Below are 16,338 nucleotides of genomic sequence, written 5' to 3'. Positions count from 1 at the left end.
GTATTGAGGTTGTTCTTGAGCTCGTTGAAGTCGCCATTGTAATGGTCAGTAATTCGATCGGGGATATCGCCTTTGGAGATGCGGTCTACGTAGTTCGCAGCCACATTCAATGGTCCAATCACGGAATCCAGGGTGTTGTTGACGCCTTCGACGATCTTGCGGAAGTCTCCATTATGTTTGCTGGCATCGGCACGGGTGGTGAGTCTGCCATCGACCGCGGCTTGTGACAGCATGTCGGCATCGCTAATCAGCGCATTGACGGCGTCTATACACTGGTTGAGGTTGTCTTTAATCGTGTTGAAGTCACCATTGTAGTGGTCGGTAATCTTGGCCGGGATATTGCCCTTGGAGATATCGGACACATATTGGGCCGCCACGTTGAGGGGGTCAATCACCGCATCCAGCGTCTCGTTCACGCCCTGGACAATCTTGCGGAACTCGCCCTGGTGCTGGCTCGCATCCGCACGGGTGGACAAACGCCCTTCTACGGCAGCATGCACCAGCTCGTCAGTATCATTGACCAGACGCTTGATATTGGTACGCACTTGCTCAATGGCTTCGTTCACAAAGGCTTTCTTGCCTGGGAATTGCTCCAACGGCATATCCAGATTGCCATCGCCAAACGCTTTCACCACTTCAATCGCACTGCGGTTCATGGCAATATGCCCAGCCACCATTTTATTGATCCCGGCGGCCATTTCTGCGTAGCCGCCTTTAAAGCGGTTTTGATCAACAGTGCAATCAATATCGCCTTCATCATGCTGCTGGCTGACATAGTTCAATGACTGTACCAGGCCATCCAAGGTACGTTGCAGTACACGGATAGAATAAGCAACACTGGTTTTGTCATCTTCAGGCAACACAATCTTCTGGGTCAGATTGCCCTCTACAAAGTTGCGTGCAATGACAGTTAAATCGGCAGGCTCCATACCCAATTGCTTAAACAGGCTGCGTTTGATATAGAAACCAATCGAAACCACGACAGCCAAGGAGAGGCCGGCAATCGCAATCAGCATCAACAATGCATTTTGCTTAACCTTCACCGCTGCAGCAGCCCCTTGTTTAGCAATCTCATTGTTGTAGGCCCGATGTTCACGAATCGCTTTCTGAACATGCTCAATCACCGCCTGATTAGCCAGCAACACATCCCTGGCCTCTGTTTTCTTGTTAGAGAGCGAAAGCGTCAGCACGCTGCTACCTAGCTCATCATAAGACTTGATCGCCTCATAGTCTTTTTGCAGTAACTGCTTGTCTTTATCATCGCTGATCAGACTGTCGTATTTTTTAAGTGCAGCCATCAGATCACCATGCACCTCAGCAACCTGCTTTTCAATCTGCTGCATTTTGACGTTGTCTGTATTCAGCATATGCTGCCAGATCAAGCTATTTAATAGCTCAAACTCAGCGAGCGTGTCATCCAATGCCTCAATGCTGGGTGCCGCATTTTCATTGGCAACGTTGGTGTATTTAAATACACGATCAGTCTGAAAGTAGCTGAGCGTCGCTAGCGTAAATAGCCCCAGCGCTGCAACTGCAATCAGAATATACATTCTCTTCGCAATGGTCATAATTAAAACTCCAAATCCAGATTTTTATTCGCCTTTATCAGACTCTCGTTTATTTTGTAATACTCCAAACATATTTCATGCGCTAATAAACAAGCTTTTTACAGGTCTTTTCCTACTCAAGTTTTCATGTATTTTGCCGGGGCTACCGCTTGGCGATACGCATAAAAAATCCCCCTTTGCAGAGGGGGATTTTCAAAGCAAGAAATGAATTACTTCTTGGTTTTTTCAGCTTCAGCAACATCTACCTTTTTCTTCGCTGCTGATGATTCAGCCACTGCGTCACCTTTCATGTGCGCTGCAGTCAATTCTGGGCTGCCCTCTTCAAAACAGACACGGCCCATCATAGACACTTTGCACACTTCAGCCGCAAACAGCGGTGTTGCCAATGTTGATAATGCAATAATACTTAACGTTGTTTTCAAATGTTTTTTCATAAAGTCTCCATCAAATTATTAACCATGGTTTAGGTGGCTTTTCACTACCACTTATTGTTAATAACGACAGACCTTATGATTTCTTTAGTGTTGTTACAAAACAATTACAACTTTATTTTTAGCCATGCGTGCCGGTTCTGCGCATGGCTTGATGCCCCGCTGTAGAACGGCCACTGTCCACTTTAAAATGACTGATCGCTTGAGCCAAATGATTGGCTTGATCCACCAAGGATTCAGCCGCCGCCGCCGCTTGTTCTACAAGCGCTGCGTTTTGCTGTGTGGTTTCATCCATACTGGTCACCGCTTCGTTGACCTGATCAATCCCCGTGGTCTGCTCAATAGAAGCTGCGGAAATTTCACTGATAATATCTGCGACCCGCTGTACAGAACTGACGACCTCCTGCATGGTGGTCCCCGCATGCTCCACTTGACGAGTGCCTTCCGCCGTTTTATTAACAGAGTCCGTAATCAGCTCCTTGATTTCACGCGCCGCGGTCGAAGAGCGTTGTGCCAAATTCCGCACCTCACCGGCCACCACGGCAAACCCTCTGCCCTGCTCACCTGCACGGGCGGCCTCAACCGCCGCATTTAACGCCAGGATGTTGGTCTGGAAAGCAATCCCATCAATGACTGAGATGATGTCCTCAATCTTCTTGGCGCTTTCATTAATCGCGCTCATGGTTGCGACGACTTCATCTACCACTTCGCCCCCTTTGGCTGCAACACTAGAGGCTGACAGCGCCATCTGATTGGCCTGTTTGGCATTCTCGGCATTTTGTTTAACCGTAGAAGCAAGTTCTTCCATACTGGCCGCAGTTTCTTCGAGGCTGGAGGCTTGCTGTTCGGTACGGGCAGAAAGATCAGAGTTACCGCTGGAGATTTCATTGGCTGCGGTCGTGATTGTTTCCACCGCCTCAGTCACCGCACTAATCGGCCCAACAATCAGATCCAGCGTATTGTTGATACCATCGATAATATTACGGTAATCGCCAGGGTGCCGCGCTGCATCCGCTCGGACACTGATGCGACCATCTCTGGCGGCCTCGGCTAACATGCTGGTATCCGCATTTAAGGCTTTCAAATTGGCACGCACCTGTTCGATGGTGTCATTGATAAAGGCTTTTTTGCCTGGGAATCTTTCCAGTGGAGTATCAAAGTTGCCTTCGCCCAGTCCCTGCATGCAGGCCATGGCTTTTTTCTTGACAGCAATGTGGCCGCCCACCATTTGGTTGATGCCACCAGCCATGGTGCGATAAGCGCCATCAAATTTGGTGACATCGATCTCAACATCAATGTCACCTGCATCGTGCTCGGCACTCATATGGTTCATTTCAGCGATCAGGGTACTCAAGGCATCGATACACTGGTTCAGGTTGTTTTTTAAGGTATTAAAGTCACCCTGATAAGTATCCGTAATTTTTGCCGGGATATGCCCTTTAGAAATGTCTTCAACATATTTGGCGGCGACATTGAGCGGATTAATCAAGGCATCCAGAATCTGGTTAATACCTTTACCGATTTCAAGCACAAAGCCTTCAGGCAGTTTTCCCAGATCTACACGTTGTCTCAGGTTGCCCGCAGAAGCTTCACGCACCAAGCGGAACACTTCTTGCTGACCAATGTCTTCAGCGGTCTTATCATCCCACTGCGTCATACGGCCCAGATATTCGCCCTTGGCGGTATACACTGAAACAATGGTCGCTTGAATTTTTTTGCCATAAGCGGCAAACTCAATCACCCGTGGTATCTTGGAAACTTCGGCGAATGCGGCGCGATAAGCCTCAGGTAAATAACTGGAAATCGCATTCCCAAACATATTTTCCAAGGTAAATCCTGGCTGTTCTTTGGTAATCTCATCTACCAGTTGTTGCCAAAGGCTACGGGCCGCAGCATTCATATATTGCAATTGATGTTGACTGTCGCTGTAGGAAAAGGCGGTGGCACTTTGATCCAGCGCGGTTTGCAGACGACCCGCCTCTTCAGCCATTTTCCTAGAATCGTTGACATCAAAGCCCACCTTGATTTGCATGGACTTCAGTGTCTTCATCAAACTGCCAAATTCGTCGTTGCCGCGCGTATCAATCTTGAGATTCAACTCGCCACCAGCCAAGCCTTCAATCGCATGTGCCATCACAGCCATCGACTTTTTCAGTTTTAGCGAGAAAATGCCGCCAGCCACCAATGCAGCCGCGATCCCCATCCCCATGCCTACCCATGCGCCAGGATCATGACGATAAAAGCCCACTGAAGAAACAACAGCCACCGGGGTCAGCATGGCTGCTGACAGCTTGTAGAAAATCGGCAGGTCATGCACTTTTTCGACCAGTTTTTCACCCCATCCAGGTTGTGGAATGTTGCCTTCGCGCATCTGTTGATAGCGTTTTTCAGCCTGCTCAATCTGTGCACGGCTCACTTTGTTACGAACAGACATATACCCGATGACGGTTGCACCTTCACGGATGGGGGCCACATTCGCTTCTACCCAGTAGTGGTCACCATTTTTACAGCGATTTTTCACCATACCGTTCCAGGGCTTCCCTGCTTTCACCGTCCGCCACAAGTCCTCAAACGCCGCTGCTGGCATGTCCGGGTGACGGATAATATTGTGATTTTTACCTATCAGCTCCGCCTCACTGAAGCCGCTGATTTCAATAAACTCACGATTGATATAGGTGATGGCCCCTTTTAAATCCGTCTTGGACACAATAGAGGCATCCTCTTTGAGTTCAATCTCTTTTTGTGTCACGGGCAAGTTGATTTTCATAATCTGATCTCTTTCGATATTTTGTATTTTCACTAGGACGAAATTACAATTTTTACTTCTGCCAGTGAGTTTATTAGATTACAACTGCAACATAGATACCGAAAAAGCATGTGATCGCGTGTTAAATAGCAGATTTGAAAAAAGAAAAAGCCGACTTTGCAGTCGGCTTCAATCAGAGTTTGCTAGGTCCTAACAACTCTTCCACCATTCAATGGATCAATTGTAAGTACCTGTTCGGGATAGAGGTGGTTTGGCTTTGTTTTGAGTTGCTTCATTCAGATTGAAATCAGCCACCAGATCAGCCAATTGGCTGGCTTGTTCAACTAAAGACTCGGCTGCGGCCGCCGCCTCTTCAACTAACGCTGCATTTTGCTGCGTCACATCGTCCATGCTGGTGATGGCTTGGTTGACACTATCAATCCCTGAGGTCTGTTCAATCGAGGCTTCAGAAATTTCACTGATAATATCGCTGACGCGCTTGACTGACTGCACAATCTCCACCATGGTTTGACCTGCACCTTCGACCAGTTGTGTACCTTCCGTGGTTTTATTGACAGAGTCAGCAATCAGATCCTTGATTTCTCTGGCAGCACTTGCAGAGCGTTGTGCCAGATTACGCACCTCTCCAGCCACAACAGCAAACCCTTTACCTTGTTCGCCAGCACGCGCAGCCTCAACCGCCGCATTCAATGCCAGAATATTTGTTTGGAAGGCAATCCCATCAATCACTGAAATGATATCTTCAATCTTACGCGCACTTTGACTGATCGCAGTCATGGTATCCACGACCTGATTCACTACTTCCCCACCACGCTCAGCCACTTTGGAAGCCGCCTCTGCCATTCGGTTTGCCTGCAATGCATTCTCAGCATTTTGCTTCACCGTTGCCGCCAGTTGGCTCATACTGGAGGAGGTTTCCTGCAAGCTGTGCGCTTGTCTTTCTGTGCGCGTAGATAAATCAATATTGCCCGTTGAAATTTCATTGGCTGCGCTATTGATCGTGGTGGTGGCCTCTTTGACTTGCAACAGAATTTCAGACACACGGTCCATTAAGCGATTGATACCGTTGGACAAACTAAGTATCTGATCCGCTTTACCATGCAAGTCTATGCGTGCGGTCATGTCTCCGTGCTGAGCCGCTTCCAGTAATTGCTCAGTCGATAGCACGGCCTCCATCAAGCCTGTTTCAGCACGTTTCTGCTGAGTAATATCTGTTGCAAACTTCACTACCTTGATGGGTTTCCCATGCTCATCAAGCACGGGGTTATAACTCGCTTGGAGCCAAATTTCCTGGCCGTGTTTATCTATCCGTTTAAACACACCCTGCATGAATTCGCCGCGACCAAGGCGATGCCAAAAGTTTTTATACTCCATTGAATGACGCTCTTCCAGTGGCATAAACATACTGTGATGTTTGCCAATCAGTTCCGCCGCTTGATAACCCACGACTTGCATGAAATTTGCGTTCACTTTAGTAATATGACCATCCAGCGAAAACTCTATCGTTCCTAATGAGCGTTGGATAGCGGTCATTTGCCCTTGGTTATCGATATCACGCAGGCGCTGCTCAGTCACATCAATCGCATACTTGACTATTTTGTAGGGCTTGCCATTCAAGTCTAAAATCGGATTGTAGCTGGCTTGCAACCATAGTGGGTTGCCATTCGCCGCGACACGTTGATAAACACCCGCTTGTGTGTTTCCTTGAGCCAGCTTTTGCCAAAATTGCACATACTCAGCGGATTGTTGAACGTCGCTTGGAACAAACATTTTATGATGCTTGCCCACAACAGCGCTTTTCTGATAACCAACAGTATTTAAGAAGTTATCATTGGCATCCAGAATATTGCCTTGCAGGTCAAACTCAATCACAGCCATGATTTGCCGAATGGCGGACAACTGGCTGGCCAAGTCTAAGTCTCGCGCCTTTTGCTGTGTGATATCAGTAGCAAATTTAATGATCTTCAACGGCTTGCCGTCACTGTCTAAAATAGGATTATAGGTCGCCTGTAACCAGACCTCTTGTCCATTTTTCGCAATGCGTTTGTAGATCCCGGATTTAAACTCACCTCTGGCAAGATCTTGCCAAAATCTGATGTAGTCCGAGGAGCTGGCTTCTGAGTGTGGCATGAAAATGCGATGATGTTTACCAACCACTTCAGCAGCATCGTAACCGGTCACCCGCGCAAAGTTCTGATTCAATGCCAGAATCGTGCCATCCAGCGAAAATTCAATGACTCCAAGCACCCGGTTTAAGGCATCAATTTGGCCTTGGCTCTCAAGCTCACGTGCCTTAAGCGCGGTGATGAGACTAAAGTAGTTGACGATTTTAACCACTTGCCCGTCTTGGTTTTTTAACGGGATAAAGCTGCCTTCAATCCAATCTTCGCGGTTTCCTTTGCTTAAGCGTTTAAATTGGCCCGTCAGCGCCTCTCCATTGCAAAGCTTTTGCCAAAACTGCTTATGCTCTGGCGCATCAAGGTTTCCCAATGGCAGGAACATGCGATGATGCTGACCGAGCACTTCGTCACGCGTATAACCGGTTAAGTCTAAAAATGTTTGATTGGCATCAAGCACGTTCCCATCTAGGTCGTACTCAATCATCGCCACGACGCGATGGAGGGCCTCCATCCTGTTCAAGCGTTCTAGATCCACCTCACTGAGTTGAGAATGATGAGATCCAGTTATCCATTGCTTGAGTATGCCTAGCCAGGTTCTCATTGTATTTCCACCTTCAAAATGGCAAAGCCCTGCAACAGGACTTTGAAATCACAACTTTTTACCACAGAGGATAACCGCTCAATAAGGAGGCCCACAATTTCAGGCCTTCAATTATTTTTTCTATCATTGCAGGACATCTGATCATGTTGCACCTCCTTGTATTGAGCGCTCACATTAAAACTCTTCCCACTCCTGGTCATCCGTGCCGGTTTTTGCGGCTTTGACTGGCGCATGATTGACCGCAGCTACCGTCGGTTTGGCTTTGCTTACCGCAGGTGCGGCCGCCACTTTGCTTGTCATCGTCGGGCGGCTGACAGCACTGCTCTGGCTCACGCCACGTAATTTAAATCGATTCACGGTATCCATCAGCGTCGCAGCCTGCTCTACCAGCGATTCTGCTGCCGCAGCGGCTTCTTCAACCAAGGCAGCATTCTGCTGTGTGACTTCATCCATGTGATTGACCGCGTCATTCACCTGGTTAATGCCTGAGCTTTGCTCTGCTGACGCCGCGGTGATTTCACTCATGATGTCGGTCACACGTTGTACGGAAGTGACCACCTCATGCATGGTTACACCAGCACTTTCCACCAGTTTGGTGCCTTCAGTGGTTTTGCTGACAGAGTCAGTAATCAGTTCCTTGATCTCTTTGGCAGCACTGGCGGAGCGTTGAGCCAGGTTACGTACCTCACCAGCGACCACGGCAAAGCCTCTACCCTGCTCACCTGCACGGGCAGCCTCAACTGCGGCGTTCAATGCCAAAATGTTGGTCTGGAAGGCAATGCCATCAATGACAGAAATAATGTCCTCAATTTTGCGCGCACTTTCGTTGATCGCGCTCATGGTAGTCACTACATTGCCAACGACATCGCCACCACGAAGCGCCACTTGTGAAGCTGCTTCAGCCATTTGGTTGGCCTGGCGGGCATTTTCGGCGTTCTGTCTAACGGTTGATGCCAGTTCTTCCATGCTGGAAGCTGTCTCTTCAAGGTTAGAAGCTTGCTGTTCAGTGCGGCTGGACAAATCATTATTGCCACTGGAAATTTCATGGGCTGCCGTATTAATCGTTTCGCCCGCTTCACGCACACGCAACAAAATATCGCTAAACGTGTCCAGAAGCTGGTTAATGGCTTCCATCGTTTTGACGGCAGAACCTTTTGCACGATTTGCATCCAGTCTGGTAGACAAATCACCATCCACGGCATTTTCAACCACAGATTTCATTTCGTTTTCAAGACGTTTTTCCTCGGTCAAATTGACCCACTCCACCACGCTCCCAATACGTTCGCCTTGCTCATCAATGAGAGGATTTGCAGTCAGTCTGAAAAACATCTGGCCAATCGGTAACTCAGCAACATGCTTGCCCTTCAGGCTTGCCAGTAAATTGCGTTGATGCGCAGGACTTTTGTGGAACAGATCAAAGTTCTGCCCGATCAGCTTGTCTGGGTCAAAAGAAGGAAAGATGGCTCTGAACGTATCAGCAGCCTCGCGCATTAAGCTCAAGGTTGTTGGATTCATATAGGAAATGACACCATCGTTATCCGCAACCATCAAGTTGTTAGAGGAAGACTCCAACGCTTGCTTGATCATCGAAGCTTCTCTGGACTTTTCTTTTTGCTGTTTGTCTGCCAGCACTGCTTTGGTGATGTCCGTAGCATATTTAACTACTTTCATCGGCTTACCATCTAACCCTAAAATGGGGTTATAAGATGCCTGCACCCATATATCCTTACCATTTTTAGTATAGCGATGATAAACCCCTTCATCGTACTGACCGCTGCTTAACTTTTCCCAGAAAACTTTATACTCAGGGCTATTCTTGTAACGCTCACTAACAAAAATGCTATGGTTCTTACCAACCACCTCAGCCAGTGAGTACTCTGTAAGTTTTAGGAAGTTGTCATTGGCATGCAAAATATTGCCATTGATGTCAAATTCAATGACTCCCTGTACCTTGTTAATCGCAGCCACCTTACCCTGAAAGTCAATTTCTCGCTGCTTTTCTTCAGTAATACAGTACGAATAGACTTTGACCTTGGCTAATTGGCCGCTCGCATCTGGGATAGGCACATAGCTGGAACTAAACCAGTACTCTTTGCCAGACTTTGCCACACGGCAGATTTCCAGTTTTGCATTCTGCCCCTTGTTCAATTTTTCCCACATTTGCTTGTACTGATCGCTTTGCGCGGTAGAAGCCTTGAGCAACATGGACACATGCTTGCCGATCACCTCTTCACGGCGAAACTCAAGCGGGGTCAGAAAAACATCATTACATTCGAGAATATGCCCTTGCAAGTCACACTCCATGACACCAAAACACTGGTTGAGTGCGTGCTCTTCCTCTTGCAGGATGATGTTGCGCAGCTTGTCTGCTGTAATGTCTGTCAGGTACGCAACTACTTTGCGCAGCTGGTTGCCTTGCATCACTGGGGCGTAATACCCTTGAAACCAGACATCCTTGCCCTCTTTGTTGATCAGTTTAAAGCTACCCACTTGCGACTTGCCACTGCCTAAGGCATTCCAGAATTGTTCATATTCTGGTTTTTCTGTATCAACACCAGCCAACAGGGCGCGATGATGCTTGCCGACCAGCTCATTGGCTGCGTATTTTAAAGAGTGGCACAGATTCTCGTTCACATGGCTGATTTCACCCTTGTCATTTAACTCAACAATGGCACGTGCCTTGTTGATTTCTGACTTCAGGGCACTAAATTCAGCCACCTGATTCAACACATTCTGATAGCCCCTTGTGTTTGCTGCCAATTTGTTGATGATTGTAGAAAACATGGTTGTTACCCCTTGCAAAAGATCTCTATGAAACGAGTTGCAATTTTTATAATAATTATTGTGTCAATGCTTTAATTGCATTCTCTCTATTTAATGTACGGCAGCATCCATCAGTTGCATTTCGTCACTGGTCATGAGTTTCTCAATATCCACCAGGATCAGCATTTCCTGCTCAATAGTGGCCAGACCCACAATGTATTTGGTGTCGATACGGGTGACCAGCGTGGGGACCTCGCGCAAATGTTCATCGCGCAATTCACGGACATCAGACACACCATCCACCACGATGCCAACGATGCGGCCATTCAGATTCAGAATGATGACGACAGTAAACTCGTCATACTCCACTTTGCCCAGATTGAACTTGATACGTAAATCGACAATCGGCACAATTTTGCCGCGCAGATTGATCACGCCCTTGATAAACGATGGCAGATTGGCAATTTGCGTCACGGCATCGTAGCCACGGATTTCTTGCACCTTGAGGATTTCAATCCCATATTGCTCGCTGCCAAGCACAAAGGTCAGGTACTCGCCGGCCGCCGTTTTCAGGCTGCCGCCAGTGTTATTGGCCGATGTATTTGCTAATTCTGTTGTTGTACTCATTGCATATACTCCTTATGCATTGATATGTGTTTGTGAAGTCGAATAGTTCTGGTTGGAAAATGCCAATCCACCAGTCACATAATTGGTTGTCTGACCCATCTGGATAATGGCTGGCACATCCAGAATCAATGCCACCGAGCCATCGCCCATAATGGTGGCGCCAGAAACACCGGGAATCCGCTTGAAGTTGGTTTCCAGGCTCTTGATCACCACTTGCTGCTGACCAACCAGACGGTCTACAAACAGGGCAGATTTCTTGCCATCGGCTTCCAGAATCAGCAAGACACCATCAGTCGGATTGGTGATCTGGGTAGGATGGTTAAACAAGGCATGCAAGGCGATAATCGGCAGATACTCTCCACGGACATGCACCATCAGCCCCTCGCCTGTGACCGTTTTCAGGTCTTCTGCACGAGGTTGCAAGGTTTCGACAATCAGGTTCAATGGCACCACATACACACTCTTGTCCAGCGACACCGACATGCCATCGAGGATGGCCAGCGTCAGTGGCAAGGAAATCGAGATGGTCGTGCCATAGCCCAGCGCTGAGCGGATTTCAATATTGCCGCCCATGGCGGTGATATTCCGTTTCACCACATCCATGCCAACCCCGCGGCCAGAGACATCGGTCACCACCTCAGCGGTAGAAAAGCCTGGGGCAAAAATCAAACTATAAACGTCAGCGTCAGACATACTTTCACTGACTGGCAAGCCGTTAGACATGGCTTTAGCCAGAATCTTGTCGCGGTTGAGGCCGCCACCATCATCGGTGACTTCAATCACGATGCTGCCGCCCTTGTGTGCCGCAGACAGGGTCAACGTGCCATTCTCGGCTTTGCCTAGCTGTTTACGCACTTCCGGTTTTTCAATACCATGGTCTACACTGTTACGCACCAAATGGGTCAGTGGATCCACAATCCGCTCAATCAGGCTCTTGTCGAGCTCTGTCGTGGCACCGCTAGTGACAAAGTCCACTTTTTTGCCCAACTTGCCTGCCAGGTCACGCACCATACGAGGGAAGCGTGAGAATACAAAGTCCATCGGCATCATGCGGATAGACATCACGGACTCTTGCAGGTCACGCGTGTTACGGGTCAGTTGGCTGACACTATTAATCAGTGCTTCGTTATCCACAGGATCCAGTGCATTGACACGCTGTTCAATCATGGCCTGGGTAATCACCAGCTCGCCAACCAGGTTAATTAACTGGTCAACTTTTTCAATCCCGACACGGATGGAGCTGCTTTCTGCATTTTGCGCTGCCGCCGGTTTATCGGACTCACGGCGTTGTTGTGACCTGCGGTCCTCTTTCACTTCTTTAGGCGCCGCTTCAGCCACTTGTGCAGGCGCCGGTGTTGCCGCAGCTTGCGCTGCGACGGCAGTATCGTCACCGATCAATTGTGCTTTGGGGGCATCTGGGTGTGGCTTGAATGGGGCAAAGAAGCCGTAACCATCCTCCTGACGCTCCTCATTATTAGTGCCAAACAGGCCATAGCCCATTTCTTCAGCCACCTGAACTTTGCCATTACCAGTCACTTCTGCAGCGACCGGCTGAACCGGGGCGGCCTCCGCTGTTGCTTCAGGCTTGATAATCGGATCATCATCGAAGAAGCCATAGCCCAGATCTTCCTCAACGGGTGCGGCAACCGCGACGGCAGGCGCAGGCTCTGGTGCGGCGGCGGCTTCTGGCGCTTTGGCGGTCTCGCTCGCTACCTGAATCACCAGTGCGTCAGGGTCTACAATAAAGGAGCAAATCGAAACAATGTCGTCTGCGCTCGAATCGGTTTTAACCAACAGTGCATGTGAGCCTGGCGCACGCTGATACACGGCCACCTCACCTAACAAGGCTAACTCGTCTTTCAAGTTTGCCAAGTCGCGCTCGGTAACTACCGGCAAGCCGACGTCATATAAGGTGATGCCTTTGGCTTTTTCATCTTCACTGACAGACAAGGCTGGCTTTTCAGCACCGACGACCAACACTTCCGGCTCTGGTGTCGCAGCTGCAATGACAGGGTCTTCGGGAATGGCGCTTTTGCCTTCAGACAAGGACTTCAGCATCATGGAGACATCGCCGACTTGCTCAGCATCTACTGCTGAACCATGTCTATGCCCATCCAGTTGCATCTTGATCACGTCTTTGGCGGCCAAAAAGGCGTCCACATGCTCTGTGGTCAATGCCATTTCCTGCTTGCGAATCTTATCAAGCAGGTTTTCCAGAACATGGGTAATCTCTGCCATGTCCATAAAGCCAAACGTTGCCGCGCCCCCTTTGATTGAGTGCGCAGCACGGAAAATCGCGTTTAACTGCTCGATATCAGGTGACTCTACGTCAATATCAAGCAACAGGCGCTCTGCTTCGGCCAATAACTCTTCAGCCTCGTCAAAGAACACCTCATAAAACTGGCTCATATCCACTGTCATTGTTTACTCCAGTCCCTTAACCTTGTGCCCTTAGGCACCAATTACTTTTTGTACAACTTCAATCAGACGTTTTGGATCAAATGGTTTGACCAACCAGCCATTTGCACCAGCCGCTTTGCCTTTTGCCTTCATTTCGTCTGATGACTCGGTGGTCAGCATCAAAATAGGCACCTTCTGGTAAGAAGCCAATGTACGCAGGTTGGTGATCAGCGTCAGCCCATCCATCACGGGCATGTTCTGATCCGTCAAAACCAGGTCAACGGTTTTCTCTTTTGCTTTGTTCAAGCCATCCTGACCATCGACCGCCTGTACCACATCATAGCCAGCCGCTTTCAGGCTAAAAGCCACCATTTGACGCAATGATCCGGAGTCGTCTACTGTTAAAATTGTTTTCGCCATGTTTGATTCGCCTTTTTCACTAATTTTGTAAAACGCCGCTGTGACTAAAATAAATCGATATCACCGGTTGCCAAGTCCTGCTGGTTCACTGACTTGCGTAAATTGCCGGTCAAATGCTGGCTACCCTGATCAAAATTCTGGTTCAATTGCTGAATGAAACTTCTGATTTCCTCATGCTCGTCATCCGCAGCCATCGGAACCTGGTGGCTGGATAACTCATGCAACAGCTCTTTTAAGCCGTTCACCCGGTTAATCGTCCGTTGCAGCAATTGATTGGTCATGTCCTGAAACTGCATGCCAGTCACCACTTTATTCACTTCCTGACCAATATTGTCCTGAAACACCTGCAACTGCTGCATTTCTTCAGGTTGCAACTTGCCAGCCTCTACCAATAACTGGAGGGCTGACTGTTGCTCCATTAACTGGGCATAGACATTCATAAAGCTGGCACTGAGCTTTTCAATCGCCTCATTGAGCAAAAAGCTGGTTTGCTGTAAATCGGTTTCGATTTCGAGCAAATGCCAATCACCATGGTGCGAAACTGCAGCCAGTAACTCTCTTAGTTCTTCTATGGGCAATGTTTTCATAGTGGTCCTATCTTGCCTGATTCCCCTGATTTTCAATCAAGAAATAAGCATCATAAAAATGACTTATTTCTTGCGCTTTTACCGCCCCCTGTTTTTTATTCCGCAGGCGTAGCGGCGTTTTTCTGCAATGCATCTACTTGTGAATGGTCTTTCTCACTGACAGAAATTTTTTCATTATCCTTGAGTAAATCTTCTTCAGTTTCTTTGTTCATCACGATCAGACTGATCCGGCGGTTAATCGGATTGAACGGATTTTCCTTGTCCATCATGATGGCGGAGCCCATGCCGACCACGCGCAACAACTTGGTCTCATCCATGCCGCCGGCAATGAGTTCTCGCCTCGAAGCATTGGCACGGTCGGCCGAGAGCTCCCAGTTACTATAGCCCTGATCGCCGCTCGCATATGGCGTGGCATCGGTATGCCCAGACAAGCTGATCTTGTTATCCACCCCATTGAGTGTTTTACCAATTTCTCGCAGAATTTTCTTGGCGTAAGGTTGCAAGTCGGCACGCGCGCTTTCAAACATCGGACGGTTCTGTTCGTCGATGATTTGTACGCGCAGCCCTTCCGCCGTCATGTCCAGTTTTAATTGCGATTTGAATTGCTTGAGCTCAGGATTTTCTTCAATCGCCTGTTCAATCTTGGCCTTGATTTCTTCCAATTTGGCTTTTTCTGCCTTCTTGAGTACTTCTTTTAATTCTTGTTCCTTAATGGTTTTGTTACGACCAGGGTCGCCATCCACCGGCTTCACCTGACCTTGCTTGAGTGTCACATCCTTACCGCCGGTATTTTTCAGCGCGGAATCACTGGCACCCACGCCCGGGCCCATGAGCACGACTTTGAGCGGGGTTTTAAAGTATTCGGAAATGCCTTCACGTTGTGCTTTGGAGGTGGAGCCGAGCAGCCACATCAGCAAAAAGAACGCCATCATCGCCGTCACAAAGTCGGCGTAAGCGATTTTCCAGGCACCCCCGTGATGACCGCCGCCACCTTTCTTGATTTTTTTAACGATAATGGGGGCAATATGTTCTTCTGCCATTTTCGTGGTCCTCTAGGGTTGGTCCTGTGCTTTATTTGGATTGATCTTGTTTGCCAGGCTTATTTTTTAGCTTGCTTGACGTAATCTTCAAGCTCAGAGAAACTTGGACGCTCAGTGGAGTACAAGACTTTGCGGCCGAACTCCACGGCAATCGCAGGGGCATAGCCATTCAGGCTGGCCAGTAGCGTGACCTTGATGGTTTGAAAGACTTTGGAGCTTTCTTCCAGCTTGGCTTCCAGCACCCCGGCCAGCGGGCCAACAAAGCCATACGCCAGCAAAATCCCGAGGAAGGTACCCACTAGCGCGTGGCCAATCAGCACGCCCAGTTCAGTAGGCGGCAATTGCAAGCTTTCCATGGTGTGCACCACCCCCATCACGGCAGCCACAATACCGAAAGCTGGCAAGGCGTCACCGAGCTTTGCAATACAATGCGCGGCCACATGGCCTTCCTGATGGTGGGTTTCAATTTCGTTATCCATCAAGTTTTCTACCTGAAAGGCATCCATGTTGCCGGACACCATCAAACGCAGGTAGTCACAGATAAACTCAACCACATGATGGTCGTGCTGGATTTTGGGATATTTGCCAAACAAGGCACTGGATTCAGGATCTTCGACATCCTTTTCGATCGACATCAAGCCTTCTTTACGGATTTTGGTCAGAATCTCGAATAGCAAAGCCAGCAAGTCCATGTACAAGGCTTTGTTGACATGCGAGCCTTTAAAGGTTTTTGGCAAGTCCTTGAGCGTTGCCTTGAGTGATTTGGCATCATTGCCGACCACGAATGCACCCAACGCCCCGCCGAAAATCATGACCACCTCCAGAGGTTGCCACAAGCCTCCCAAATGGCCGCCAGCAGCGGCATAACCGCCAAAAACTGCAGCTAAAATAACGACATACCCGACAATGACTAACATGCCTACACTCCACAATGGTTTTACCAATGTTAAAAGCATAGCAACAGGCCAACGAATTCAATCATCCAAATAAAAGGGCTTTAGCCCCTTATTAAAT

Annotated in this window: 11 protein-coding genes; all 11 read right to left on the bottom strand. The window is 48.6% G+C overall.

What is annotated here, in order from left to right; genetic code table 11:
• On the bottom strand, window positions 1-1,568 hold a 1,568-nt coding region (locus ACT53C_RS12615; RefSeq protein ID WP_476146578.1), incomplete at its 3' end, for an MCP four helix bundle domain-containing protein.
• 209 nt (window positions 1,569-1,777) lie between these two features.
• Window positions 1,778-2,002 (bottom strand): hypothetical protein, encoded by a 225-nt coding sequence (locus ACT53C_RS12610; protein ID WP_194747579.1) that lies wholly within the window; start codon window positions 2,000-2,002, stop codon window positions 1,778-1,780.
• A 118-nt stretch (window positions 2,003-2,120) separates the two neighbouring features.
• Window positions 2,121-4,766: a methyl-accepting chemotaxis protein gene (locus ACT53C_RS12605; protein WP_476146576.1), complete on the bottom strand. Its 2,646-nt coding sequence runs from the start codon at window positions 4,764-4,766 to the stop codon at window positions 2,121-2,123.
• 216 nt (window positions 4,767-4,982) lie between these two features.
• Window positions 4,983-7,487, bottom strand: a complete 2,505-nt coding sequence (locus ACT53C_RS12600) for a methyl-accepting chemotaxis protein (RefSeq protein ID WP_476146574.1) — start codon at window positions 7,485-7,487, stop codon at window positions 4,983-4,985.
• A gap of 174 nt (window positions 7,488-7,661) precedes the next feature.
• Window positions 7,662-10,271 carry a methyl-accepting chemotaxis protein gene (locus ACT53C_RS12595; RefSeq protein ID WP_476146572.1) on the bottom strand — a complete coding sequence of 870 codons (2,610 nt, stop codon included), beginning with the start codon at window positions 10,269-10,271 and terminating at the stop codon, window positions 7,662-7,664.
• 90 nt (window positions 10,272-10,361) lie between these two features.
• Complete coding sequence (locus tag ACT53C_RS12590; RefSeq protein WP_194747587.1) at window positions 10,362-10,877, bottom strand: chemotaxis protein CheW; 516 nt, start codon at window positions 10,875-10,877, stop codon at window positions 10,362-10,364.
• A 12-nt stretch (window positions 10,878-10,889) separates the two neighbouring features.
• Window positions 10,890-13,298 carry a chemotaxis protein CheA gene (gene cheA, locus ACT53C_RS12585; RefSeq protein ID WP_476146569.1) on the bottom strand — a complete coding sequence of 803 codons (2,409 nt, stop codon included), beginning with the start codon at window positions 13,296-13,298 and terminating at the stop codon, window positions 10,890-10,892.
• A gap of 30 nt (window positions 13,299-13,328) precedes the next feature.
• A complete protein-coding gene (locus ACT53C_RS12580) occupies window positions 13,329-13,697 on the bottom strand; it encodes a response regulator (protein WP_018985223.1) in 369 nt (122 codons plus the stop codon).
• 44 nt (window positions 13,698-13,741) lie between these two features.
• Window positions 13,742-14,284: a chemotaxis protein gene (locus ACT53C_RS12575; protein ID WP_476146567.1), complete on the bottom strand. Its 543-nt coding sequence runs from the start codon at window positions 14,282-14,284 to the stop codon at window positions 13,742-13,744.
• Between the two features lie 95 nt (window positions 14,285-14,379).
• A complete protein-coding gene (gene motB / locus ACT53C_RS12570) occupies window positions 14,380-15,324 on the bottom strand; it encodes a flagellar motor protein MotB (protein ID WP_476146565.1) in 945 nt (314 codons plus the stop codon).
• A 59-nt stretch (window positions 15,325-15,383) separates the two neighbouring features.
• Window positions 15,384-16,241: a flagellar motor stator protein MotA gene (gene motA, locus ACT53C_RS12565; protein WP_476146564.1), complete on the bottom strand. Its 858-nt coding sequence runs from the start codon at window positions 16,239-16,241 to the stop codon at window positions 15,384-15,386.
• Window positions 16,242-16,338: the final 97 nt, after the last annotated feature.

It is taken from the genome of Methylophilus sp. DMC14 (genome assembly GCF_056314085.1).
Note: the sequence above shows the minus strand (reverse complement) of the source record. Positions and strands in the feature narration are given on the sequence as shown.